Genomic DNA, 23571 nt, shown 5'->3' on the forward strand with positions numbered 1-23571 from the left:
CCCTATTAATTTGTGGTAAGGGATTGCCTCCCGGACCCTTCCATTATTCCCTTCAGTGGCAGTTCTTCCAAATCCATTAATGACAAAAGCTCATGTTGTTTAATCAAGTTGTTTTTAAACGAATCATTTGTAAAAATAACTCACCTTTTCTAGAAATGGTTGTTCCTGAACGACCTTGACGAACATTCAACAATTCCAATTGGTTAAGGACTTCTAGTCGTAATCGCAACTGCTGTTCCGACAGAGTAAGTCCATTTTCCTGCAGCCTTCCCTTAACAACCGTCCGGCCATAGGATTCACACTGTTTCTTACCTAGTTCAAAAATCTCAAGTATGGCAAGGCTCTCTTCTAAGAATCCATGTTCTTCAATATTTAATATAAGTTCATTTAATTCACTCTCAGTCATTTCTTGCAAAGGAATCGATTCCTTTATATTTTTTTGAAGCCTGCCCTTAATATAAAACGGCAATGACTCCAGCGTTAATTCCTTTTCCACTAAGCAGGCCATGTATGAAACAGCATTGAATAATTCTTTTACATTTCCAGGCCAAGAATAGTGTTTTAAAAGGTTAATCAGATCAGGAGGTATAGCCAATTTTTCATGAAATAAATGAGATTGAAGATAGGTTTGAATGAGCGACTCAAAATCTTCCTTCCTCTCTGACAAAGAAGGAACTTTACAGGTTAATACAGCCAAATAATAAAATAAATCCTTACGAAATTTACTTTCTTCCATTAACAATGAAAGATCATTATTACTAATCGTAATAATCCTTACCTGGACAGAAATTGGCTGTTTCCCGCCTAACCTAATAACCTGGCCTTCCTCAAGCGTTTGAAGAAGCCTACCTTGCATGGAAATAGGCAGTTCATCAATATCTTCAATGCACAGCGTCCCGCCATTTGCCATTTCAAAAATGCCGGGAGAAATCTGCCCATCTAATTCTGTTCCGTAAAAATATCTTTCCAGTACATCTGGAGGCCATCCTGCACAACTGATACTAAGATAAGGTCCATCCTTCATGAAAGAATCGTTATGAATGGCCTGTGCGAGCATTCTTTTTCCAGTGCCGGTTTCCCCAAAAATATGTACAGGCTCACCCATTTTAGCAAGCTTTTTTGCAATGTATAAAGTATCTTTCATCGCCTTGCTATTAGCAATCACATCATCAAAAAAATACTTGGCTGTTCTTCCCTCTCCGTGCCCTCCCCATTCACTAAAGAAGGCAGAAGTCTTCAAATTATTGGTTTCATTAGATAAAGCGACTAGGGATTTCATATAACGATTGGTTAAAAAGATCGGAGAACAATCTAATCCAAGCAATTTAAACACTTCAAAAACCGTTTTCAAGGCGAGAACCCGGTAGCCTATATCGATTACTTCAAATCCACCCTCTGGAACTAGTTGCATCTCCCCTAGAGTCACTACATAATCAATATTAAAAGGAATACCTGAATCTGGATTATAGCCAAAATAGTTATGCTCAAACACTGCCTCTTGAAGTGCTTGAACTGTTTCATCTGTGTTTTCCTTTGTGTCGTTTACTACTAAAATATTTTGTCCTTTAGGAGATGAAAGCAGCTTAGCCATATTTACATAATTAAATCCTCGTTCGGCGATTACACAGTTAACTCCATCAGGCAAAAAGGGACGAACAAGCGGAAAAATAAAGTTTGCCCCTAATAGAACAATATCATCTTTTGAAATTTCCTCTCTGGATAAATTCTTAATCGAAATTGGACGAATCCTGATTAAATCTCCAGCAATTTCTGTCATTTGTTTTGAAACCATTGCCAGATATTCATCCTGAATGGAAATAATAGTTAACACTTTTTTGGGCCGCATCACTTTCACTCCTTTCTTCTTAAGCGCCAATTATTGATTATATAAATGGCAGGCGGAAAAGTGCCCTGGCTCAATTTCTTTCAACTCTGGAACGACAGTTTTACAGATTTCCATACAAGCACTGCAACGGGGATGAAATGTACATCCTGTTGGGGGATTCGATGGACTTGGAATATCTCCTTGCAAAACAATTCGTTCTCTTTTAATACGCGGATTAGCAATAGGGACTGCAGACATTAATGCTTTAGTGTACGGGTGTAATGGATTTGCGTATATGGACTCTTTGCTAGCAATTTCCACGATTCTTCCAAGGTACATTACGCCTACACGATCACTAATATGCTCTACGACACTCAGATCATGAGAAATAAAGAGATAGGTTAATCCAAATTCCTTCTGTAAATCCTGCATAAGGTTTAATACCTGTGATTGAATGGAAACATCTAATGCTGATACGGGTTCATCTGCTACGATTAGTTTTGGATTTACGGAAAGTGCACGTGCAATCCCAATTCTTTGTCGCTGTCCTCCGCTAAATTCATGGGCATAACGGTTTGCTTGATACGAACTAAGACCCACATATTCTAATAGTTCGTGCACTCTTTTTTCTCTTTCTTTTTTTGTCATCATGCCATGAATAACTAAAGGCTCACCAATAATATCCCCAATATTCATACGTGGATTTAGGGAAGCATAAGGATCTTGAAAAATCATTTGTAATTCTTTTCTTGTTTCTAGTAATTGTTTGTCATTTAACTTGCTAATATCTCTTCCATTAAACCAAATTTCTCCATCAGTTGGCGCTAGCAGCCTCATGATCATCCGGCCTGTTGTAGACTTACCACAGCCGCTTTCCCCAACTAATCCCATTGTTTCTCCCTTTTGAATGGAAAGTGAAACTCCATCTACAGCCCGAACATATGACTTTTTTTGCCCAAACAATCCTTTTCTAACAGGAAAGTGTTTCTTTAAATTTTTTGCCTCTACCAACAGTTCTGCCATTTATTTTGCCCCCTTTGTCAGTTCCTTCTGATATAGGAAACAGCGACATTGATGCCCGTTTGAAACTTGCAGCAAATCCGGTTCGTTTTCTTTACAAATATCCATTGCTTGTGAACAGCGTGGTGCAAATTTGCAGCCTTTCGGCATATTAGCAGGGTTGGGGACATTTCCAGGAATAGGATCAAGTCTAGTCGTTTTTTGCCCGAATTTTGGAATAGAGTTAAGTAATCCTTGCGTATAAGGATGTTTTGGGTTTTCAAAAATCTCTATGACATCAGCTTCCTCTACCACTTTCCCGGAATACATCACTACTACGCGGTCACACATTTCTGCTACGACACCCAAATCATGCGTAATGAGCATGATAGCTGTCCCTTTTTCATTTTTTAATTTTTTCATGAGCTCTAAGATTTGAGCTTGAATCGTTACATCTAGAGCAGTCGTTGGCTCATCTGCAATCAAAAGTGTTGGGTCGCATGCCATTGCCATGGCAATCATGACCCTTTGCCTCATACCTCCGGACAGCTGATGGGGATATTCATCTATTATTTCCTCAGCACGAGGGATTCCGACAAGCTTTAACATATTAATCACATGTTCTCTAGCCTTTTTTTTGTCATATTTTAAATGGAGCTTAACAGCCTCACCAATTTGCTCGCCGATTTTATAGACCGGATTCAGTGAAGTCATCGGTTCCTGAAAGATCATCGCTATTTCATTGCCGCGTATTTCTCTCATTTCATCTCCCGACAAAGACAAAATATCTTTCCCTTTGAAACGAATGGAGCCATCTACCACTCTTCCTGGAGTATGCTCAAGTAACCCCATTACCGAAAGGGATGTCACGCTCTTTCCACACCCGGATTCCCCTACAACACCCAGTGTTTCCCCCTCTTTTATATATAGATCGACCCCGTTAACTGCAGGTATCTGACGATTATCCACGAAAAAATAAGTTTTTAAGTTTGATATTTCTAACAGCTTATTGTTCATATAATCGCTCCCTGTCTCTTAATCTTTCATCTTTGGATCAAGGGCATCTCGTAACCCATCGCCCAACAGATTGAATGCTAGTACCGTTATAAAAATAGCTAAGCCAGGAAAAATGGTGACATGCGGGGCTGTATTTAAGAAATCCCTGCCGGAACTAAGCATCGCACCCCATTCCGGAGATGGGGGCTGGGCACCCAACCCTAAAAAGCTAAGACTGGCAGCCGTTAGAATCGATGTTCCGATTCTCATAGTAAAATACACAATAATACTTGAAACAGTACCTGGGAAAATATGTTTCCAAATAATCCGTTTAGCAGGTGCCCCTATAGATCTTGCTGATTCAACGTATACAGTGGCTTTAATAGAAAGAGTGCTGCTTCTAACAATCCTTGCAAATGTTGGGATGCCAAATATGGCTACGGCAATGATAACATTCCCCAGACCTGGTCCTAAAATGGCAATAATACCAATTGCCAGCAAAATACCCGGGAAGGCGAATAACACATCACAAAATCGCATGATTAAACTATCGATCCATCCACCATAGAATCCACTTATGAGACCAAGGACCGTTCCTCCCAAAGCTCCCACAAGTACGGAACTTAAACCAACAAAAAGAGAAATTCTTGTTCCTTCAATAATCCGGCTGAATATATCCCTGCCAAAAGCATCCGTTCCAGCAAAATGCTCCATTGATGGCGGACTTAAAATTTTTTCATAGTCTGGCTCTACCGAAGAATAGGGAGTAATAATCGGGCCAAAAATAGCTATAATAAAGAGGAATCCAACAAAACATCCGGCAACCAATGCCAGCCGCTGTTTTTTAAATTTCCGCCAAAACTCCTTAAACGGGGTTCGTACCTTTTCAACTTCTTGATGGGTAACTTGTTCAGTCGATTGAACAACTATCGTTCCATTTTCCAATTTTCTTCCCCCTCTCATTACTCATAACGAATTTGCGGATTCATGACCCCGTATAAAACATCTACAATCAGATTAATCAAAATAAACTCTAAGGCAAAAAGCAACATTTCACCTTGAATTAATGGATAATCGCGGAAAGATACCGAATCAATTAACAAGCGGCCAAGGCCGGGCCAGCTGAATACAGTCTCAACCACAATGGATCCTCCTAATAAAAACCCAAACTGCAATCCCGTCATGGTCACAACAGGAATCATTGCATTTTTTAAAGCATGCTTCCAAACTACTGCATTTTCCTTAAGGCCTTTGGCCCTCCCAGTACGGATATAATCCTCTCTTAAAATATCCATCAAGGAAGAACGAGTAAAACGAGCAATAACAGCTGCTACCCCTGCCCCCAAAGTGAGTGACGGCAAAATATAGCTCTTCCAAGAGTCATTTCCTCCTGTCGGGAACCAGCCTAACATGACCGAAAATAATTGAATCAGCATCAAACCGAGCCAAAAAGATGGCAGCGAAATTCCGGATACCGCACCAAACATACCCGTATAGTCCTGCCACTTATTCCTCTTTGTTGCGGATATAACACCAATTAACAGCCCAAATACAATTGCCCAGACCATGCTCCAAACTGTTAACCAAAATGTCGGCATGAATCTGACGGCAATCTCATCGTATACAGGGCGCTTTGTTTTCATAGATGTACCCAAATCTCCCTGAAAGAGGTTTCCTACATATGTAAAGTATTGTGTCACGACAGGTTTATCCAAACCAAGTTCTTGACGGACAAGTTCAATATCCTTATGGCTTGCATCAGGTCCTGCTACGAGCCGTGCCGGATCGCCCGGTATCATATGGACAAACATAAATATGAAAATCGAAACAATGAATAGAGTAGGGATAACCCCCAACAAGCGTTTTACAATATAACGAAACATAACCCTCCTCCTTCCGATATATAGTGAGCGCTAATTCATCATTAGCGCCCACTACTATTTTCTATTTTTTTATTTCAGCGTTGTTTGCGTTCATCGCCCCATCAGGAAGCAAGTAAATACCATCTACGTAATTCTTTTTCCCTGAAATCGTATCATCGACAACCAAATAAGCCCAAGGTGCATCTTCCCAAACGAGTTTTTGAATTTCAGCATAGGCCTCTTTGCGTTTTCCTGAATCCGCTGTCTGTAGTGCTGCCTTAATCAATTCATCTACTTTTTTATTTTCATAATAGGCAGTGTTATAGGATTTTGGAGGTGCAGATTGTCCAGCTAACAATGGACGGATTCCCCAGTCCGCATCCCCTGTGGAAGAAGACCAGCCGCCATAATAGAGTTCCACTTCAGCGTCTTTTGGATTTTGAACATTCCAAATTTTATCTGAGAGTGTACCGGACTCCATTGGAACAACACTTACTTTGATGCCTACCTGTGATAGCTGCTGTTGGATGAACTCCATAGCCTTCATTGTAGTCGAGCTATTTGCGCCCCATATCGTCGTTTCAAAACCATTTTCATATCCTGCTTCTTTCAACAACTTTTTAGCCTTTTCGGGATCATAAGGATATGGCGTCTGTTTAGAATAGAATTGAAGCTTTTCCGGAATAATAGAATCCAATTTGCTGCCGTATCCACTATAAACTACCTTTAAAAATGCTTCTTTATTTATGGCATAGTTAATAGCTTGACGTACCTTCACATCATTATAAGGCTTCTTCGTAGTATTCATCGTCATATAGCGCGCCACAATGGATTGCTTATTTTCTACTACGATTCCATCTTTTCCATTTATCGATTCCGCTTGTTCAGTAGGGATCGGGTAAATATAATCAGCTTCACCTGTTTGCAGCATGGCTACACGGGCACCGTTTTCAGGTACAGGCTTGAATTTGATACCGTCCACTTTTGGCAATCCTTTCTGCCAATAGTCTGGGTTCTTTTCAACCGATAAGTGATCACTTTGATCCCACTCAGCAAATTTGAACGGACCCGTTCCGACTGGGTGAGTAGCTACATCTTTTCCATACTTTTCAATAGCCGCAGGGCTCATGAGTCTTGCAGCTGGGTGAGCAAAGTTATTCAGCATGGCACCAAATGGTTCCTTTAATGTAACTCTGAATGTGTACTCATCAACTGCTTCTGTTTTTTCAACAAGCTCAAACATACTGTAACGTTTTAATTTGTTCTCCGGATTTGCTACCCGGTCAATATTTACTTTTACAGCCTCTGCATTAAACGGGGTACCGTCATGGAACTTGACCCCCTGTCTTAGCTTGAAAGTGAATACCTTTGCATCATCGCTAGCTTCGTAGCTTTCTGCTAATACAGGAATCATTTTCATATCCTTGTCAAAACCAACAAGTCCTTCTAACATAGTCGATTGGATGGATCCTGACAATGTGTCATTTGTATCTTGCGGATCCATGCTGATAAGGTTAGCCGAAACTGCAATGGTTAGGGAATTACCCTCCTTTTTCGCAAGCGGCTGCTCTTTAGGATTATTCTCTGTCTTGGTCTTTTTGTCTGCATCCGTACTAGATTTTCCGGAGCATCCTGCTAGTACCAAAATTAATGCAATAAAAGCGGTTAGAAAAGCAGATAGATATTTTTTCTTTAACAAATCGTTTCCCCCTTACTAAAAATTTTTTTTACAATAGTGCTTTAGCACGTTTGCAACGTAAATGATGGAACCAGTTCGCCAATATTCTCTTGGCGGGCATTTTTTAATACAGGACGATAGTGATGCATGAGGCTGTTAATCTGTTCCTCCTCCAAGAAACCAAGCTGTCTTAACGTCTCAATAACTGCCGGGTAGACTGCACGCCCATTCCCATCTTCTATTTTTATCGCAATTCCAAGGCCAGTTACTCTATCGCCTGCCAGATAGACTCCTTCGGCCCCGGCCTTGCCAAATAAACGGCCTTTCGCTGCCTTCATAAAATCGGTGCAAAAACGCCCTGTGCCTCCAACCATTTCCGGATATTTCATCATGGCAGCAGTAATCCGGTTAGCCACCTTAGCTCGGTCTTCCCCTAATGAATCCGGCCGTGCCATTCTTGCAAATCCATAAGCCAATCGTTCCAGTGGCAAGGCATGCACGGGAACGCCGCATCCGTCTACTCCCATTTCAATCTTTTCAATTGGGAAATCCGTTACCTCGGATAGCGTTTTCAGTATTCTTTGCTGTACGGGATGACTAAGTAAATAATAGTCCTCTAGCGTCTCATGATTGTGTTTAGCTGTAATCAGCATCCCGGTATGTTTTCCTGAACAATTGTTATATAAAGGCGTGAGTTCTTTTCCGGCTGCAATCAAGTTCTTGTATGTATCGTGCGCATGAGGAATATGTGTGCCGCATTGCAAAGAAGAGTCTTTAATACCCGCCCTTCCGAGAATTTCCAGTACCCGATCGGTATGCTGGGCTTCCCCACTATGTGAGGCACAGCATAACGATAAATCCTGTTCACTTAGCTCATAATGGTCTGCAGCCCCTGTTTCTACTATTGGTATTGCTTGCAGCGGCTTAACAGAAGACCTGGCATAAGTTACCCGATACGGATTGCCAGCTGAAAAAAGTAATTTACCTTCTGAGTCAACAACGGCTATATGTCCAAAATGTGAACTTTCCACTCTGTTTCCTCGATATACATCTACTAGTTTAATAGGATACAAAATCGATCACCCTTTCTATTTGTTGTACTTTTCTGAATCTTTTGTTATAGTATATTACAGCTAAGAACCTATTTCAACCTATTTTTACGAAAGTAGGAAGCACAGTATATAAAAGGAAATATAATTAATAGGTTTAATTAGGAGGGATTAAGTTTGAAAGTTTTTATTTCTGCGGATATTGAAGGTGTTGCTGGAGTTGTTCACCGCGAGCATACTTCACGCGATGGACGGGAACACGACCGGGCAAGAATATTAATGACGGAAGAAGTAAATGCGTGTATAGACGGAGCATTAGCCCAAGGTGCAACAGAAGTTGTTGTAAATGATTCACATGGGACGATGCGTAATTTAATTCCAGAGGCTATACACCAATCTGCTGAATATATTACTGGTTCTCCAAAACCTCTTGCGATGATGGAAGGAATTAGTTCAAATTATGATGCTGCCATTTTTTTAGGTTACCATTCAAGAATGGGAAATGACGGTATATTGAATCATACCTTTCATGGAGGTGTCATCGAAAACATAAAAATTAATAATAAAGACATGGGAGAATTCGCAATAAATGCAGGGATTGCTGGATATTTTGGTGTACCTGTTGTCCTTGTTACAGGATGTCAACATATAGCTAGCGAGGCCACGGGTTTCATTCCTGGAATTGAAACTGCAATCGTAAAACGTACTATTAACCGGCAATCTGCACGAAATTTAAGTCCACAAAGAGCACGGGATTTAATAAGAGAAAAGACCATGGAATCTCTTTCACGTATTCCAGAAATCAAACCTGTATTAATGCAAGGTCCATTTGTAGTTGAAATTTCCTATCTAAATTCGGGATTAGCAGATGCTGCAGGAATTTTGCCAATCGTAGAGAAGACAAATCCAAAAACCCATCGTTTTGAGACGAATGATTTTATCACTGCTTTTCGGTATATTCGAAGCCTAATAGCGATAGCCGGGGCTTTGCAATAGGATAGTATTGGATAATATAAGTTAGTAAGTCAATTAATGAATTTGTATTGCTCCACTGAAGCAACCACAAGGAAATAACAATGTTTCTTCCTTTATGCGTTTAAGTACTCTAGTGTGAAACTCCGTAGCCTTCCCTGGATACAGTCTTTAAAGTCTCAAAAGCGCTGGAAATAAAGTCTGATGAGTTTGTAAGAGAGGCACGTGAAACATTAGAGGATTATAAAAATTTTGAAGATGAGGCAGATTAACTCTCAGATATCGGGACGGCTTTCATGATTTATCACATGAGAGCCGCCCTCATTCTCTATAAAATCTATTTACGGTTATGGTTCACAACTACTCTCGTTCGTTGGATTTCAACAAATTGTTGCTCCTGTGCAACCTAAATAAACGTTTATGTAAACTGATTCAAGGTCCTGCCACTGGCGGACTTTTTCTTCCGCTTACACAAAAATGCGTGTCGTTCAGACAAACGTTTGCGTAAATTGTGCCACAACGTTGTTAATTCAATGTTTATGCTTCTACTCTCATAAAAACTTTGATGAATGCTGCCAGATTTCGGCGGTTCATTTCTGGCACGTGTATCACAAGCTCAGGAAATCGTTAATTTTCACCATTGTCTACCACTGCTTTTCCCATTTAAACGTTTGGTTAAAAGCTAAAAAACAATCGATCTTATAACCTTTTACTCTCAATTTCGGTAAAAAATTTGTCATTTAACCAAACGATTATTTAGTAACGGCGAGAATCTTCCCCTCAACTGGATTTATATTGATTTTGGCAGCAGCAGAGTGTCGAAGTCTTGTAAAAAGACTTAAGATGAAATCACCCCCGACTCCCACACCTCACTCCAAATCATCCGTCATATCACACATCTCTATTTTTATCTGAAAGTCTTCGTACGACATAATCATTTTGCCAACTTCCTCCCAAGAAAAGGGCTTCCCATCAAATCGGGTGTTGACAGAGCACTAGACTCACCTTCTTTTAAAATGGAATCTTTTTGTGTATAATGGGTATATATAAAAAGGAGAAGTGCGCGAACACTTCTCCCAGCAACTGCTACCGTCAGGGTGGTAGTTGTCTATGTTTTAGTTTTTGCGGGAACCACCCTTTTGCTTACGACGGCGCAGGGTGGTATTCTTGTTTTCTAGAAGGTTTTTCCTAAAGAAAAATGCAGTAGTTTCCCGCACAATTCCCTAAAGGATTTCTCGTAGCATTTCAAGAAATGTTTCCATGATTATCACCCCCTTCCCGAAACGGAAAAGAAGAGCAACAACCACCACCCTAACAATATTCAGTTGCAACTCAATTTTATCACTCTATTCACTCATATAAATCTATCAATCTTCGACAAAATTTGGGCGATTTCGGGTGGTGACAGGCACCATAGCCCATTTTCCCTAAATTGAAGCAAGAGAACCGTCCCCATGCATCGAAAAATGAGCCTTATTCAATATTTGCTCTAAAACATACCCAAATTGATATAATTCAGCTTCATGACCATGTTTTCCGATTAGTTGGACACCAATTGGAAGTTTACTAGATGACAGTCCACACGGAACAGATAATGATGGATTACCCGTATAGTTTGTTGGCGATGTTAACCTTAACAATGCGTGGCGGACCGCCTCGGTTTGATTTCGTATAACAACATCACGCTGCCCAATATCCGTAGGAAGAATGGGCAGGGTAGGTGTCAATAAGATATCGGCTTTATCAAAGACTTGATTAAAATCTGCAATGATTTGCTTCCTTTCCATTTGAGATTGAACATATTCAAAGCCTTTGACTGCTTGACTTGCTACTAATCTTTCATAAACTTCATCGTCAATATCATCTTTGTGGTGAATTAAAGTATCAACATGGACAGCCGCTGCTTCCGATTGAATCGTCACAAGCTGGGCCTTTGCCACTTTAGTCATATTAGGAATATCCACTTTCTTGATGACCGCTCCTGCCTGCTCATAAAGATGAATACAATTCATGACCGCTGCATGCACCTCTTCATCAATCATTTCAAAATAAACAGATGGGATGCCAATCACTTTCCCTTTAACGCCATGACCGATTAGACTGGAATAGTCCCTGCTTTCCGTATGTAACGAATAGGGATCCTCGGCATCATAGCCAGCCAGTATGTTCAGCATTAATGCATTATCCCTCACATTTGTGGTCATAGGGCCAATATGATCAAGCGTATAGGCTAAAGGAAAAGCTCCTTTTTTGCTTACCGATCCAAAGGTTGGTTTCATTCCAACTATTCCGCAGGCAGCTGCTGGAATCCGAATGGAACCACCTGTATCCGTCCCTAAAGCACCCATAACCATCCCAGAAGCTACTGCTGCACCCGATCCGCTGCTAGATCCTCCAGTAATTTTATCTAAATTATGCGGGTTACGGCATGGACCAAAATAAGAACGATCGCCAATCGGGCCATAGGCAAATTCATGGGTATTCGTTTTCCCAATAATAATAGCTCCTGCATTCTTTAATTTTTGAACGACTCTTGCATCAACATCGGGGACAAATTGCTCATACACTTTCGACCCCATGGTTGTGCGAATCCCTTTTGTAAAAATTAAATCTTTAACAGCGATGGGGATGCCATGGAGCGGACTTCTTATTTCCCCTGCGAGTAATTCTTTTTCTAATGCTTTTGCAGCCTGCAATGATTCTTTTTCGCAAACTGTAATAAAGGCATTATTCTTCGGATTTTCTTCCGAGATTTTGTCTAACGTTTTCTTGACTAATTCAACAGGGGACAATTCTTTATTTTTAAACAATAATGAGGTAGAAACAATATCCACTATGCACCCATCCTTTTTAACTCAATTTTTACTTGCCGTTGACCTGGTTTAACAAAGAACATAGTTGACATTCCAGAATGGCATTTTCAAATTCTATCAAGGCATCAATCTCACCCTCGCGGTCATACGGCCAAAATTCCACTTTATCCGCCCAAAAGTCGAAATCAAATTTGCCTATTTTTTCTCCAAGCGACGGAGGATACACTCCTTCCGCAAGCACCTTGCCAAAGGCTGCCGAGAACGGAACATAGCGCAAAGCACCAAACACATTACCTGTTAAATTATCCTCCAAACGCTCTGTTAAATTAGAACCTGAACGACTAATCTTCCCCCTAATTTCCGCCAGCATAAACAGCCCTCCTTTTATAGAAAGCGCCATCTACTATTTTACAATATTTCACAGAGCTTTTACCTTTATATTTTTGAAAAAGGAACCTTGGTTTGTCCTTGAACCAGTCTTCTCTAATACCTTGGCTCACCTTTCTTGGTCAATTCTCTATTTATGCAAAAAATAATTCGCACCTATTAAAGTGGGGGTTTAAAAAAGGGAGTAACGCTACTTGCCTTCCTTTCCGGGATGATGCAGAAATTTAGTGGGCATTGAGTGACAGGCACCATCCAGAAAATCTCCAATTAACAGATTGTTTATTAAAATTATTACTCCTCAACAAATTCGCAATAATATTCAATCGTTTTCTGAGTTTGTAGGATAAAGCTCTCTGGCAGGTCATGAAGGTTCAGAAATGGTAAGGGTATTAGATTGGCATTTTTGTAAAATTTGTAGCTGCTAATTGGATTTCGATGGATATATTTACTTACTTGGAGAAGATCTTGGGGATATGGAATAGGGGAACTGTTAAATCGCTGTTGAAAAACATGTCCTACATGACGGTATCTCCCATTAAAATAGTCCGTATATCGTTTATTAAATATCCCCATGATTTTAGAAATGGATACCTCTTCCGTTTTCAAAAGTAGGTGATAGTGATTTGTCATAAAACAAAAAGCACAAATGGAAATCGGTGTTTCATTATGGATCATTGTTAATATCCGGAAAGCCTCTTGCATATCAGTCTCATCACAAAAGATGTTTTGCCGGTTGTTTCCTCTTGAATAAATATGGTGATAGGCATGCGGAATCCACTCTCGTCTTTTTCTCCCCATGGCGATTCCCCTTATCAAACTCCGACTGGCTGCACAGCTTCAGTTTGGGATTGTATCTTCCATTGTACTGCCTCTTTTAAAGAGTGATCTGATATTTTGGTTTCAAGTTGAAGGTCGCTAATCGTGCGGGCTATTCAGATGATTTTCACCTGAGTACGATTACTCCACTTATCCCAGCAAACTTGATGTAATTAACCCAATTGGTCGCTGGTGATGGGACTTTTGCTTTGGATTAATTGAAATGGGACACGATTATTTAAGATTCTTTCCCCATAACGTTCATATTGGCGTTCTCGCGCTTTTGTTACCCGCTCTTTTATAGAATGGGAACTTTCTTCCACTCTATTTTCCTGCTTAAAGGATACATTTCGTAATGTCAGGTAAAAATCAATCCGATCCATAATTGGTCCTGAAATCCGCTGTTTGTAAGAGGCAATCTGCTTAGGAGTACATACGCAGCAATGATGGGAGGATCCCTGGTAGCCACAAAGACATGGGTTTGTCGCCGCAATTAGCACAAAGTCAGTTGGATAGGTGACAGATTGTTTGGCCCGATTGATAGTAATACGTCCGCTTTCCATTGGCTGCCGCAGCATATCGATTGTCTTCTTCGAAAATTCCCCCATTTCATCAAGAAATAAAATGCCATAATGGGCCAATGAGACTTCTCCAGGTCTCGGATACGTCCCTCCTCTAAGTAGTGAGGCAGCAGAAGCAGATTAATGCGGATGTCTAATTGGTGGCTGCTTCACAAAAGGAAGTTCCTCTCTCCCCAACTGATAGACCACGGATATTATAGTAAAAAGAAAAGTAATTAAAAAAAATGACAGGAAGACAATTCTTCACTGTCATTCTCTATTAAACTTGCTGAAATTGAGACTTGTCCCCATTTCCCTCTTATTTCCGTTCAATTTTTTCTAACCACGAGTTTGCTGTTTCTTTCAAGACCTCGTTTAGTTCTTGAATATTTTTACTGCCAGTATCTTTTAGCCAAAAACGTCCTGCTTCTTCGCCATTCTCAGCAAATGGAACCACTCCGTTCTTCCAAGTGGCACGACCGCACAGAACACCATTAAAGGTGGATCCGGATTGCTTGGCAAATTTCAATGTCTCCTGGAATAATTCCGAACTCACGCCCGCACTTAAGAAGATAAACGGAAGCTCGGTCGCCTCACTTTGTTCCTTGAAATAACCAGCTGCTTCCTCCTTGCTATAGGCAGTCACCCCATCCGTATATCCTTCGACAAAGTTCATATCAACAGGAACTTCAACCTTCAAAACATCCACTTGATAATTCGGCTTAGAGAATTCCCGCATGGCCTCAATGACCTTATGCGGTTTCACTTTCGCATACTCTAAGCTTTTCACATCATCTATGTTGGCATCGTAGGTGACAATCTCGAGGAAAAACGGAATGTCCTCAGCCGCACACTCGGAACCCACACGCTCCATATACACATGCTTATACTCATTAATCTTTTCATCTTCATCCACATCGTAATACAGTAAAAACTTCACCGCATCGGCTCCCGCTTCCTTTAAGCGTTTCACCGACCATTCCTCCAATAAATCAGGCAAGCGGCCCACAGCTGTCGCATCATAGCCTGTTTTTTCATAGGCCACTAATAATCCTGCCTCTGGATGGCGGGCTTTCGCAGCAGGAAGCCCATATTCCGGGTCTAATAGAATCGAAGTTGCATAGGGTGTCAGCTCCTCAGAAACTAATTTTTTAAAGCGGATTATACCCTCATCTCCGACAGGAGCAGAGCTTCCAGCCGCAATCATTTTCTTCAAAGAACCCCGCTGATCAATCGCCAATGCTCCGATAATCCCATTTTTATCCGATAAACGTTTAAGAGCTGCAAGTTTGTTGCTTGTTAGTTGTAACATATACAATCACCTCTATGAATCTATTTTTTCAACCTGAACTAACTCAAAAAAACGGCTAAATTTCGTCTTATCAATAAAACCTGTCGCTTCCTCCATCGTATTTAACATCCCAGTAGTCATGGCCGTTTTCAGCACATCCTGAATTGAGAGATTCTCCTTCAAAGCAACAGCCAATCCAGCTACCGTGGCATCACCAGATCCGACAGGGTTCACCACGTCGATTGCAGGGATGGTAACTCTGTAAAAATTGGAACCTTGCTTGACAAAGGCACCTTCCCCGCCCAACGAAACGACAATCCACTCGATCCCTTGAAACATCTCTTCAGATATCGCCTTCTTCAGGCTGCTGGTACTTTGTTCCACTTCACAGCCGAGGAGCTGTGACAGCTCCGAGATATTCGGCTTAATCGCAAATGGTTTAACCTTATGTAATAAAACCTGTCGCAGCGATTCCCCAGAAGTATCAACAATGACCGGAATCCCCTTTTCCCGGCCAATCTCTACCATTTGTCGGTAAAAACCAGACGGCAATCCCTTAGGTAAACTGCCTGAGATGGTCACCAATGAAACCTTAGATAGCAATCTTTCATATTTGACTAGAAAGGCCTCCCCATTCTCAGCCGTCAATGTTGGCCCTGATTCTAAAATCTCCGTTTGCTTACCATCGTGGAGAATCGCAATACAATTCCTTGATTCTTGATTTACATTTAAAAAGTCACTATTAATCTGGCCTTTCGTCAATTCCTGCACAATGTACCTGCCGAGCGTTCCGCCTAGCACGCCTGTCGCGAGAACTTCTTCGTCCATTGCCCTCACGACGCGAGCGACATTTAAGCCTTTTCCACCAGCGGTTTTACGAACCCTATCGACACGGTTGACATCATCCAGTTTAAAATCAGAAATGGGGTAAGAAATATCCACAGATGGGTTCATTGTTACCGCTAAAATCATCGTATTCCCTCTTTCTCCCTGAAGTTTTCCGCTTGATATCGGCAAATACCATCAAGATAAGTTGCCATCAGCTCCAGTTTAGGGGTCAGCACAATAAAATCGGCATCAAGTCCGCCAGCAATCCGGCCGCATTCCTCGTCCAGCTGCACGCTTCTTGCCGCTGCGGTGCTGGCCATATAAATCGCTTCCTCCGGAGGCGCAATTCCCCAGTCAACGACATTTTTTACCGCATCAATTAATTGCAAAATACTGCCCGCCAAGCTGCCGCTCTCCAATCGGGCGGCCCCATCCTTCACTTTGACCGGGAATTCACCAAGCTGATATCGGCCATCAGGCATGCCGCCCGCCATCATGCAATCGGTCACGAGGACTGTTTCCTTTCGGCCACGGGCATTCATTAAGATTTGAGCCGCCGCAGGATGGACATGGTGCCCGTCACAAATAATCTCGGCAAACACATTCGGCAGGCTCATCGCCGCACCGGCCATACCCGGCTCGCGGTGATGCAGCCCACTCATGCCATTGAAAGTATGAACAAAGACCGACGCGCCCGCCTCCACAGCCCGTTTCGCCTCTTCATAGGTCGCATCGCTATGGGCCAGTGCCACCTGCACGCCATCACTGATGGCATGTTTAATAAATTCCACGGCCCCCTCTCGTTCCGGAGCCAAGGCAATTTTTTTTATAAAATGGCGGGAATGCTGCTGCCAGGTTTCCAATAATTCCACGGAAGGGTCACGAAAATATTTCGTATTTTGCGCCCCTTTATGTTTTTCAGTAAAAAATGGCCCTTCTAGAAAAATCCCTTTAATCTTCGCACCAGTGACGTTCCCATAGTTTTCACCAATCATTGCTGCCACTTCGGTTAACAACTCGGGAGAAGCGGTTAACGTAGTCGGCAAAAACGAGGTCACTCCACACGAGAGCAGACCTTCTGAAATTGCCTTCAAGCCCTCAAGGTCATTATCCATAACATCATGGTTGCGGAAACCATGAATATGTGTGTCCACCAGCCCCGGTGCAATCCAATAACCGGAATAATCCATGACATGAGCCGACGAATCGGGGAGATTGTGATAAAAATAGGAAAACCTCCCACCTTTAATTCCTAGATAACCAGGCCCGGCCACGCCCTCCTCGAGAAAAAATCGATCTGCATAAATAAATTGTTCCATACCTGCACCTCTGTTTGGATACGGGAAAGGGCATTAATGCAATAGCGTGCGGCACCAGCACCCTTTCCTTGGATTGGATTTACTAGTATTCGTGAATGGTGACCCCTTTTACCACGCGGTTAACGATACCGCTCGGCGACGGAGTATCCGGTTTATTCCCGACTTTTACTGACGTAAACAAGGCGATTGTCTGTCCGACCATCACGAACGGCAGAGACAAATACCCGTCTGGCACATCAGCAGCCTCTCCGTTAAATAAGAAGGAATGGCCCGAATAACTACTATGCCCGTCTACAGAGACCGCACAAACCAGGCTTGCAATCTGGTCGTACTGCAGTTCATTTAACATATCTAAATCATATTGACGGGTATAAGGATTGTTGGAAACAAAGGCCAATACAGCGGCTTTTTCATTAACAAATGACTTCGGACCGTGGCGGAATCCGAGCGATGAATCATAAGCAGTAGCAATTTTCCCAGCTGTCAACTCCAAAATTTTCAATTGCGCTTCTCTAGCCAGCCCCTCAAAGCCCCCGGAACCAAGATAAATAATTCGCTCAAAGTCGACTCCCACCATTTTTTCGATTTCCGCTTCCCGGTTGATGACACTTTCACCCATACGGCGAATCATTTGAACAACCTTGCCCTTCTCTTCATCTGATAGGGAATCGAAAATGAGCAGAGCCGTCAACGCCATACAAGTGTAGCTGCCGGTCATCGCGAAGCCCTGGTCATTCGATTTTTCAGGCATTAGTAATAGTAGATTCTCCTCATCTCCCACAGCCCGTTGTGCAAGCTTCCCCTCTTTCGAGCAGGTAATCGTGATTTGGTAAAGATCCGTAACGATTTGCTGCGCCAGTTCCACGGTCGCCACACTCTCCGGGCTGTTGCCGCTTCTTGCAAAAGAAACGAGCAGGGTCGGGATATCCGCCTTCAAAAATTGATAAGGATTGGAGACGATGGCAGTGGTTGGAACACCCTGGATATCCCACTTACGTTCATCGATTTGCCCCTTTAAATAAGGGATAACCGTGTCTCCGACATATGCAGAAGTACCTGCTCCTGTAAAAATCACCCGAACCCGCTCATGCCTTTCCATGATGTCCTTTAAAAAGCTGGCAATCTGCTCTCTTTTCTCCGAATAGAGGGCAAACGTTTCGCCCCATAGATCCGGCTGCTGCTTGATTTCCGCCGTGGTAATTTCTGCTCCTAACGGCACTAATAGTTCCTTATTTAACATAAACATTCACGACACTCCTTTTTTAATAATCACGATTAGATTCCCTCAAACACCTGCAGGCCTGCACCAACGACACCGTTATCCTGCTTAATCGTGCTGATTAACATCCGATTTAATAGATGCTGCTGTTCAGGAATTTGATAGGTTTTCAGTTTTTCTTTAATAATTTCCAAGAGGAACGGGTTGTTAGCAATCACGCTGCCGCCAAAGACGATTTGATGCGGGTCTAGTAGACTGGAAATCGAGTAAAGTCCTTGGGCCCAATTATCTGTCGCTTCATCGACAATCACCTGGTACTCACTTACCCCAGCCCGATACCGGTCGAAAACGTCCTTTGTCGACAGTGGGGACATCCGCAATTGCTTTTCGGCTAATTGGGCAATCGCTGGTCCGGACGCTAATTTTTCCAGGCGGCCCCAGCTTGATTCAGCGAATTTGGAGGGTATTGGAATTAAGCCAATTTCGCCGGCAAACCCTGCTCCTCTGAAAAAAGAACCTTGATGAACGATTGCGCAGGAGATACCCGTGCTGATCGTTACATAGACGAACGTTTCCTCTCTGTTTCCACCGATCGCCATCCATTCGGCAAACGCCGCAGTGTAGACATCGTTGTCGATTATCACTCGCTTGAGTCCAAAATGCTGACGAAGGCGGGTTGCTAACGGAAATTGGGACCACGGCAAGTTGTTTTGAAAAACCGCCACCCCCCGATCCTGATCCACCTTGCCGGGGACCCCTACGCCTATGCCGGCAATGTCGGTTAGGGCAAAAGAGGAATCTTGTAAAACTTGTTCAACTGCTTCTACGACTCTGCCAAACATTTTTTCTCTATCCGAAGGATCGCTTTTGACCTCGGCCCGCTTAACGAGCTCCCCTGTTTCCGAAACGATGCCCGTTGCAATCTTGGTCCCTCCAATATCAATACCAATTGCTTTTTTCATTACATTTGCACCTCTACCACTCTATTTGAACCTTTTGAAGCAAACGGGGTTCTATTTCACATGGTAACTTAACTATCAGAAACTTTTTATAGTAATGTCACTTTCGATAGATTTCTTTTCCATTGGTTCAATAACTTGCATTCCTGTTAGATAAGATGGAGGCACTAGATTAGGTGCGTTTGTTACCCATGTATAAGGCTCCAAACAGAAGTACCCCTGGTTTCCATTCCCGTTATGAACAACCCAAGTTTTAAAATGTTCATCACATTGGTAGGTAAGCTCAATTCCTATTTTGTTATCCCTAAGAGATCCCTCATTTTTTCCCCCTTGAACAACAGAGGATAAAAAAACATCATCATAAACCTGTCCATATAAAGCGATATCCGACAATCTATTGTGTTCTTCCAAAGGTTCTAATTCCCCAGTAGGTAAAAATCGGTTATTTAGTCTCCACTTTTTATCCACGGTAAGCGAGAAAGAGCATTGTTCTTTCTCGCCTTCTTTTATAAAAGGCAGAGAAAAAGTAGTATGATATCCTAATCCCCAAGGAAATGGTTCTGGGCTTAGATTCTCAACCGTGGCTTGCTTACGAAAAGTTCTCCCTTCTATGATGAAAGTCATCCCCAACTTAAAATGGTGCGGGAACTGCCTTTGAATATGAGGAAAATCCATAGAATCAAATTCTGTTTCAATAACAACATTTTTTTCTGTAGCTAAATACCTTTTTATTCGCCATTTCTCTGAATGTACAAACCCATGAATAGATGAGTTAGTGGCAATATCGTTAATATCAAACAGATATGTTTTATCTCTAAATGTAAAAGTCCCATCACTAATTCGATTCGGCGGAAACAAGATAGGTATTCCATATAACATTGGTTCTTGATAAAAATGAGCAGCTGTTTCAGGAACCCTTAATAGTTGTGTTTCTTTTTCTTTGGCAAATAAAGATATGACATTGCTCCCCCACCCCGGGACAATGATTATTTCTAGATAATCATTTCCACCACGAATTGCCTCCTGATCAAGAAAATTACACTTTTGAGCATATGTATTCATCTTTTTCTTCCTCTCACTAAACATCCTCAATCGTTATACTTTCAATCGAATATTTAGTAAAAAGGGTATCCCACTTACTCCACTTAAGAGGACACCCTTTTGTACCTTATACAGATTGAATACTTCCTGTTTCAATAGACTTGTGGATGGCGTGAACAAGTCGAGTATTAAGTAGTCCATCCTCAGCTGTTGCAGTCGGCTCTGTATCCAAGCGAATATTGTCTATAAACGAATTCAGCATATAACTTGGTGCTGACGTTAATTGACTATTTATCGGTGTACCTAAAGTATGGACATGCTGGTATACGGCTCCTGCCTTTCTCACCATTTGGTCAGATAAATCCACGTAAAGAGCCCCATCTTCCCCGATAATTTCATACTTAAAATCGTAGATCAATGGCATCGATTCCGGTAATACCCAACTAGTGGTAAATGTAGCATGGGTTTGATCTTCAAAAGTGACAATTGTTTGTATAGAATCATAAGTATCAATGCCCATTGAAATCAGCTTCTTTTTTGTCCCAACAGCATATACCTGAGTAGGTTTGCTTTCTTTTAACCAGCAAGCAATGTCTGTTGCATGTGGGAACAAAAACCAACCCGGACTAGAATTTTTAGACCACTTTAACATTTGAGTTGGTACAAAGATAGTGTCATTAAGACGTGAATTTATCGTTATTATATTTCCAATATCTCCGTTTTTTACGGCTTCCTTTACAGTAACGAAAGGAGAATTCCATCTATTTTCAAATGCGATTAAACATTTGATATTCGCTTCTTTTACAGCTTTATACATCTCTTCTGTTTCTTCAATGCTAGTCGAAAATGGCTTTTCAACCATAATATGAATTCCTTTTTTTGCAGCAAGCATCACTGGCTTGTAATGAAGGAAATCAGGAGTAGCAATTACTAGTCCATCCAACTCCTCAGATGCTATCATGTCTTCTACATCAAGATACCCTTTTGTATTAAATCGATCTTTTGCCTTTTCCAAAGATCCTTCATGGACGTCACTTACAGCAACTAATTGTGCATAAGGGTTTTGTTCAATTGTTTCTGCAAAAAGACTTCCTCTTATCCCCATGCCGACAATTCCAAACTTAATCATTTAATTTCACTCCTTGAGTTTAATTACTTAACTGAACCTGCTGTCATTCCGCTTAATAAATACTTCTGGAATATCCAAAAGATAATAACGATAGGCAGTGTTGTGAATACTGATCCTGCCATTAAATAATCCCAGTTGACCACATATTGTCCCTGAAAACTTGCAATACCAACGGATAATGTCCATTTGTCATAATCATTTAAGAAGGTATAAGCGAATAGGAATTCACTCCAACTAGTTATATAGGCAAAGATTCCTGTTACCACTAATCCAGGCAGAGTTAATGGAAGGATGATTCGACTAAATATGACCCATCGATTTGCCCCATCTACCATGCCGGCCTCATCTAATGATGGTGGAACAGTATCAAAGTAGCCTTTCATCATCCATGTGCAAAATGGCAGAGCAAAGGTTGTATTAGCAAGGATTAATCCTAAATGCGAGTTTAATAGATTCATATCCTTCATAATGATATAAAGTGGGATAATTAAAAGTGACCCTGGCAACATCTGTGTAATTAAAATAATATAACCAACAGACATGTTTCCTTTAAAACGGAAACGAGATAACCCATATCCCCCCAAAGCAGAAATAATCAGGGAAAATAATGTTGTTAATAACGATACTTTCGTACTATTCCAGAACCAATTCATAAAATTAAGGTTGGCATCTGCATTAGGATTTAACATAGAGATATACCCACCCAAGTTTAAAACGTGAGGGATAATAGTTGGAGGTTTACTATAAATCTCATCCGGTGTCTTTAATGATGTAACGATCATCCAGAAAAACGGAAAAAGAGTAAAAATCAAAATAAGGAGGACGAAAAAATAGATCACAAATGATTTTTTTATAATCATTGATTTTCCCCTCCTTTTGTCGCTTTAAAATAAAGAATGGTAAATAAAATAGAAATTATCATTAGAAGCATACCGCCGGCAGCAGCCTCACCAAATTGGAAATTCTTAAATGCTGTATTATAGATAAAGATAGTAAAGATTTCAGTAGCTCTACTTGGTCCTCCGCCTGTCAATACGTAGACAATGGCAAAGTCCTTAATTGTCCATATTATTAATAGTAAAAAGACAATTACAGACACTGGTTTTAGCATAGGTAGTGTAACATGAGTAAATTGTTTCCAATTAGATGCTCCATCTACTCTTGCTGCCTCATAGAGTTCTTTAGGAATACTTTGCAAACCAGCTAAAAGCATTATGGCTACGAACGGGAAACCCTTCCAAATATTAACGAGCATCGCTGACCACAAAGCCGTATCCTCATTCCCAAGAAAGGCAACTGGACTTGTCAAAACGTGTAATTTCATTAATATGTCATTGAATATTCCGTATGAATGATCAAACATTAGTATAAACACTAAACAAGTAACAACTTCTGGTATAGCCCAAGGGATAATAACTAAAGCCCGTACAAGGCTTCTCCCTTTAAATTCCTGATTTAATAATACGGCCACTCCTAAACCAAGGAAAAATCTAAAAATGACTGTCACAACAATATAGGCAAGTGTAATGATTACCGAGCTTGAAAAATAATCATACTTCATTACCTCATAGTAGTTCTGAAAACCAACAAAGGGATTTCCCCCAACAGGCTTAGTAAGATACCAATATTGAAAGCTCATAATAGCGGCTTTAATAATAGGAAACAATAGAAAAACTGAAACAGCTATCATTAAAGGAGAGATAAATAGATAGGCAGTTGTATATTTTCTAAAATGTGATATCATTTTGCCACCTCCTTAGCGGAAATTCTTTTGAGAATATGTACTTATTATCTGTGTACGATTATCTTCATTTACATATAGAAATGT

Annotated in this window: 20 protein-coding genes and 2 pseudogenes; 1 reads left to right on the top strand and 21 read right to left on the bottom strand. The window is 41.2% G+C overall.

Features of this window, described 5'->3' with window-relative positions; all coding sequences use genetic code 11:
• Positions 1 to 103 precede the first annotated feature (103 nt).
• The 7 genes from ACNQGS_RS14160 to ACNQGS_RS14190 form a co-directional block, all read right to left on the bottom strand.
• Positions 104 to 1846, bottom strand: coding sequence for a sigma 54-interacting transcriptional regulator (locus ACNQGS_RS14160; protein ID WP_491487876.1), 1743 nt, complete (start codon positions 1844 to 1846; stop codon positions 104 to 106).
• A gap of 30 nt (positions 1847 to 1876) precedes the next feature.
• Complete coding sequence (locus tag ACNQGS_RS14165) at positions 1877 to 2848, bottom strand: ABC transporter ATP-binding protein (protein WP_491487877.1); 972 nt, start codon at positions 2846 to 2848, stop codon at positions 1877 to 1879.
• Positions 2849 to 3841 (bottom strand): ABC transporter ATP-binding protein, encoded by a 993-nt coding sequence (locus tag ACNQGS_RS14170; protein WP_491487878.1) that lies wholly within the window; start codon positions 3839 to 3841, stop codon positions 2849 to 2851.
• Between the two features lie 18 nt (positions 3842 to 3859).
• The gene (locus tag ACNQGS_RS14175) at positions 3860 to 4765 is read right to left on the bottom strand and encodes an ABC transporter permease subunit (protein WP_378584574.1); all 906 of its coding nucleotides are present in this window, start codon (positions 4763 to 4765) and stop codon (positions 3860 to 3862) included.
• A gap of 17 nt (positions 4766 to 4782) precedes the next feature.
• Entirely contained in the window at positions 4783 to 5703 is a 921-nt protein-coding gene (gene gsiC / locus ACNQGS_RS14180; RefSeq protein ID WP_378584572.1) for a glutathione ABC transporter permease GsiC, read from the bottom strand.
• A 61-nt stretch (positions 5704 to 5764) separates the two neighbouring features.
• Positions 5765 to 7381: a glutathione ABC transporter substrate-binding protein gene (locus ACNQGS_RS14185; RefSeq protein WP_491487879.1), complete on the bottom strand. Its 1617-nt coding sequence runs from the start codon at positions 7379 to 7381 to the stop codon at positions 5765 to 5767.
• 41 nt (positions 7382 to 7422) lie between these two features.
• Positions 7423 to 8433 carry an asparaginase gene (locus tag ACNQGS_RS14190; protein ID WP_491487880.1) on the bottom strand — a complete coding sequence of 337 codons (1011 nt, stop codon included), beginning with the start codon at positions 8431 to 8433 and terminating at the stop codon, positions 7423 to 7425.
• A 153-nt stretch (positions 8434 to 8586) separates the two neighbouring features.
• Between ACNQGS_RS14190 and ACNQGS_RS14195 the strand changes: the two genes are divergently transcribed.
• Positions 8587 to 9405 carry a M55 family metallopeptidase gene (locus ACNQGS_RS14195; RefSeq protein WP_491487881.1) on the top strand — a complete coding sequence of 273 codons (819 nt, stop codon included), beginning with the start codon at positions 8587 to 8589 and terminating at the stop codon, positions 9403 to 9405.
• Positions 9406 to 10250: 845 nt separating this feature from the next.
• On the opposite strand, the pseudogene ACNQGS_RS14200 reads toward ACNQGS_RS14195, so the two are convergent.
• The 14 genes and pseudogenes from ACNQGS_RS14200 to ACNQGS_RS14265 all read right to left on the bottom strand — a co-directional run.
• Positions 10251 to 10343: pseudogene (locus ACNQGS_RS14200) on the bottom strand (DUF7713 domain-containing protein); the annotation flags it as partial.
• 465 nt (positions 10344 to 10808) lie between these two features.
• Positions 10809 to 12215 (bottom strand): amidase, encoded by a 1407-nt coding sequence (locus tag ACNQGS_RS14205; RefSeq protein WP_491487882.1) that lies wholly within the window; start codon positions 12213 to 12215, stop codon positions 10809 to 10811.
• A 28-nt stretch (positions 12216 to 12243) separates the two neighbouring features.
• Positions 12244 to 12564: a hypothetical protein gene (locus ACNQGS_RS14210; protein WP_491487883.1), complete on the bottom strand. Its 321-nt coding sequence runs from the start codon at positions 12562 to 12564 to the stop codon at positions 12244 to 12246.
• A gap of 308 nt (positions 12565 to 12872) precedes the next feature.
• A complete protein-coding gene (locus ACNQGS_RS14215; RefSeq protein ID WP_491487884.1) occupies positions 12873 to 13379 on the bottom strand; it encodes a transposase in 507 nt (168 codons plus the stop codon).
• 191 nt (positions 13380 to 13570) lie between these two features.
• Positions 13571 to 14086: pseudogene (locus ACNQGS_RS14220) on the bottom strand (ATP-binding protein); the annotation flags it as partial.
• Positions 14087 to 14276: 190 nt separating this feature from the next.
• The gene (gene lacD, locus ACNQGS_RS14225) at positions 14277 to 15269 is read right to left on the bottom strand and encodes a tagatose-bisphosphate aldolase (RefSeq protein WP_491487885.1); all 993 of its coding nucleotides are present in this window, start codon (positions 15267 to 15269) and stop codon (positions 14277 to 14279) included.
• 12 nt (positions 15270 to 15281) lie between these two features.
• A complete protein-coding gene (gene lacC, locus ACNQGS_RS14230; RefSeq protein WP_491487886.1) occupies positions 15282 to 16220 on the bottom strand; it encodes a tagatose-6-phosphate kinase in 939 nt (312 codons plus the stop codon).
• Positions 16217 to 17395 carry an N-acetylglucosamine-6-phosphate deacetylase gene (nagA, locus tag ACNQGS_RS14235; protein ID WP_491487887.1) on the bottom strand — a complete coding sequence of 393 codons (1179 nt, stop codon included), beginning with the start codon at positions 17393 to 17395 and terminating at the stop codon, positions 16217 to 16219. Before nagA ends, lacC begins: the two co-directional genes overlap by 4 nt.
• Before the next feature lie 82 nt (positions 17396 to 17477).
• Complete coding sequence (locus ACNQGS_RS14240; RefSeq protein ID WP_491487888.1) at positions 17478 to 18641, bottom strand: SIS domain-containing protein; 1164 nt, start codon at positions 18639 to 18641, stop codon at positions 17478 to 17480.
• Between the two features lie 29 nt (positions 18642 to 18670).
• Positions 18671 to 19576 carry an ROK family protein gene (locus ACNQGS_RS14245; RefSeq protein ID WP_491487889.1) on the bottom strand — a complete coding sequence of 302 codons (906 nt, stop codon included), beginning with the start codon at positions 19574 to 19576 and terminating at the stop codon, positions 18671 to 18673.
• Between the two features lie 75 nt (positions 19577 to 19651).
• Positions 19652 to 20635, bottom strand: a complete 984-nt coding sequence (locus tag ACNQGS_RS14250; protein WP_491487890.1) for an aldose 1-epimerase — start codon at positions 20633 to 20635, stop codon at positions 19652 to 19654.
• A gap of 106 nt (positions 20636 to 20741) precedes the next feature.
• Positions 20742 to 21743 (bottom strand): Gfo/Idh/MocA family protein, encoded by a 1002-nt coding sequence (locus tag ACNQGS_RS14255; protein WP_491487891.1) that lies wholly within the window; start codon positions 21741 to 21743, stop codon positions 20742 to 20744.
• 23 nt (positions 21744 to 21766) lie between these two features.
• Complete coding sequence (locus ACNQGS_RS14260; RefSeq protein ID WP_491487892.1) at positions 21767 to 22603, bottom strand: carbohydrate ABC transporter permease; 837 nt, start codon at positions 22601 to 22603, stop codon at positions 21767 to 21769.
• Positions 22600 to 23487 carry a carbohydrate ABC transporter permease gene (locus ACNQGS_RS14265; RefSeq protein ID WP_491487893.1) on the bottom strand — a complete coding sequence of 296 codons (888 nt, stop codon included), beginning with the start codon at positions 23485 to 23487 and terminating at the stop codon, positions 22600 to 22602. The genes ACNQGS_RS14260 and ACNQGS_RS14265 overlap by 4 nt, the downstream gene beginning before the upstream one ends.
• Positions 23488 to 23571 lie beyond the last annotated feature (84 nt).

Source organism: Neobacillus sp. PVCKKU3, assembly GCF_058323225.1.

What these genes read in the sequence shown, in the direction of transcription:
- ACNQGS_RS14160 (WP_491487876.1), bottom strand. Translation starts at nt 1,846, where the DNA reads ATGCGGCCCAAAAAAGTGTTAACTATTATTTCCATTCAGGATGAATAT.
- ACNQGS_RS14165 (WP_491487877.1), bottom strand. Translation starts at nt 2,848, where the DNA reads ATGGCAGAACTGTTGGTAGAGGCAAAAAATTTAAAGAAACACTTTCCT.
- ACNQGS_RS14170 (WP_491487878.1), bottom strand. Translation starts at nt 3,841, where the DNA reads ATGAACAATAAGCTGTTAGAAATATCAAACTTAAAAACTTATTTTTTC.
- gsiC (WP_378584572.1), bottom strand. Translation starts at nt 5,703, where the DNA reads ATGTTTCGTTATATTGTAAAACGCTTGTTGGGGGTTATCCCTACTCTA.
- ACNQGS_RS14210 (WP_491487883.1), bottom strand. Translation starts at nt 12,564, where the DNA reads ATGCTGGCGGAAATTAGGGGGAAGATTAGTCGTTCAGGTTCTAATTTA.
- ACNQGS_RS14215 (WP_491487884.1), bottom strand. Translation starts at nt 13,379, where the DNA reads ATGGGGAGAAAAAGACGAGAGTGGATTCCGCATGCCTATCACCATATT.
- lacD (WP_491487885.1), bottom strand. Translation starts at nt 15,269, where the DNA reads ATGTTACAACTAACAAGCAACAAACTTGCAGCTCTTAAACGTTTATCG.
- lacC (WP_491487886.1), bottom strand. Translation starts at nt 16,220, where the DNA reads ATGATTTTAGCGGTAACAATGAACCCATCTGTGGATATTTCTTACCCC.
- nagA (WP_491487887.1), bottom strand. Translation starts at nt 17,395, where the DNA reads ATGGAACAATTTATTTATGCAGATCGATTTTTTCTCGAGGAGGGCGTG.
- ACNQGS_RS14240 (WP_491487888.1), bottom strand. Translation starts at nt 18,641, where the DNA reads ATGTTTATGTTAAATAAGGAACTATTAGTGCCGTTAGGAGCAGAAATT.
- ACNQGS_RS14245 (WP_491487889.1), bottom strand. Translation starts at nt 19,576, where the DNA reads ATGAAAAAAGCAATTGGTATTGATATTGGAGGGACCAAGATTGCAACG.
- ACNQGS_RS14250 (WP_491487890.1), bottom strand. Translation starts at nt 20,635, where the DNA reads ATGAATACATATGCTCAAAAGTGTAATTTTCTTGATCAGGAGGCAATT.
- ACNQGS_RS14255 (WP_491487891.1), bottom strand. Translation starts at nt 21,743, where the DNA reads ATGATTAAGTTTGGAATTGTCGGCATGGGGATAAGAGGAAGTCTTTTT.
- ACNQGS_RS14260 (WP_491487892.1), bottom strand. Translation starts at nt 22,603, where the DNA reads ATGATTATAAAAAAATCATTTGTGATCTATTTTTTCGTCCTCCTTATT.
- ACNQGS_RS14265 (WP_491487893.1), bottom strand. Translation starts at nt 23,487, where the DNA reads ATGATATCACATTTTAGAAAATATACAACTGCCTATCTATTTATCTCT.